The 289-nt window shown below is 52.6% G+C and carries 1 protein-coding gene; it reads right to left on the bottom strand.

What is annotated here, in order from left to right; all coding sequences use genetic code 11:
• Positions 1–213: hypothetical protein (locus J4G32_RS21005; protein WP_210497631.1), on the bottom strand; the 213-nt coding region annotated here is incomplete at its 3' end.
• Positions 214–289: the final 76 nt, after the last annotated feature.

Raw genomic sequence — 289 nt, forward strand, 5'->3', positions numbered from 1 at the left:
AATCGCCTGCCAGCGCTCTGCAATGTCATCGTTTGCGCTACGCTGCGCGTTCTGCTCCAGACGGCGCTGTTGTTCCAGATAATCCAGCGTCGCCAGCAACGAGCTTTTTTCTTCTGTAATACGCTGTAGCTGGCTGCCGTTAATCTGGCCTACGGAAAGCTGTTGTTGCTCGGCGTCCATCACCGTCTTCAGGTCATTCAGGACGGTGGTCATCTGGTCAAGTATTTCTGACAAACGAGTCATACGCTTATTTACTCTGTAAGTAGCTCTGCGCCTCGCGAATGAGCGA

The organism is Microvirga antarctica, assembly GCF_017921815.1.
Lineage (GTDB): Bacteria > Pseudomonadota > Alphaproteobacteria > Rhizobiales > Beijerinckiaceae > Microvirga > Microvirga antarctica.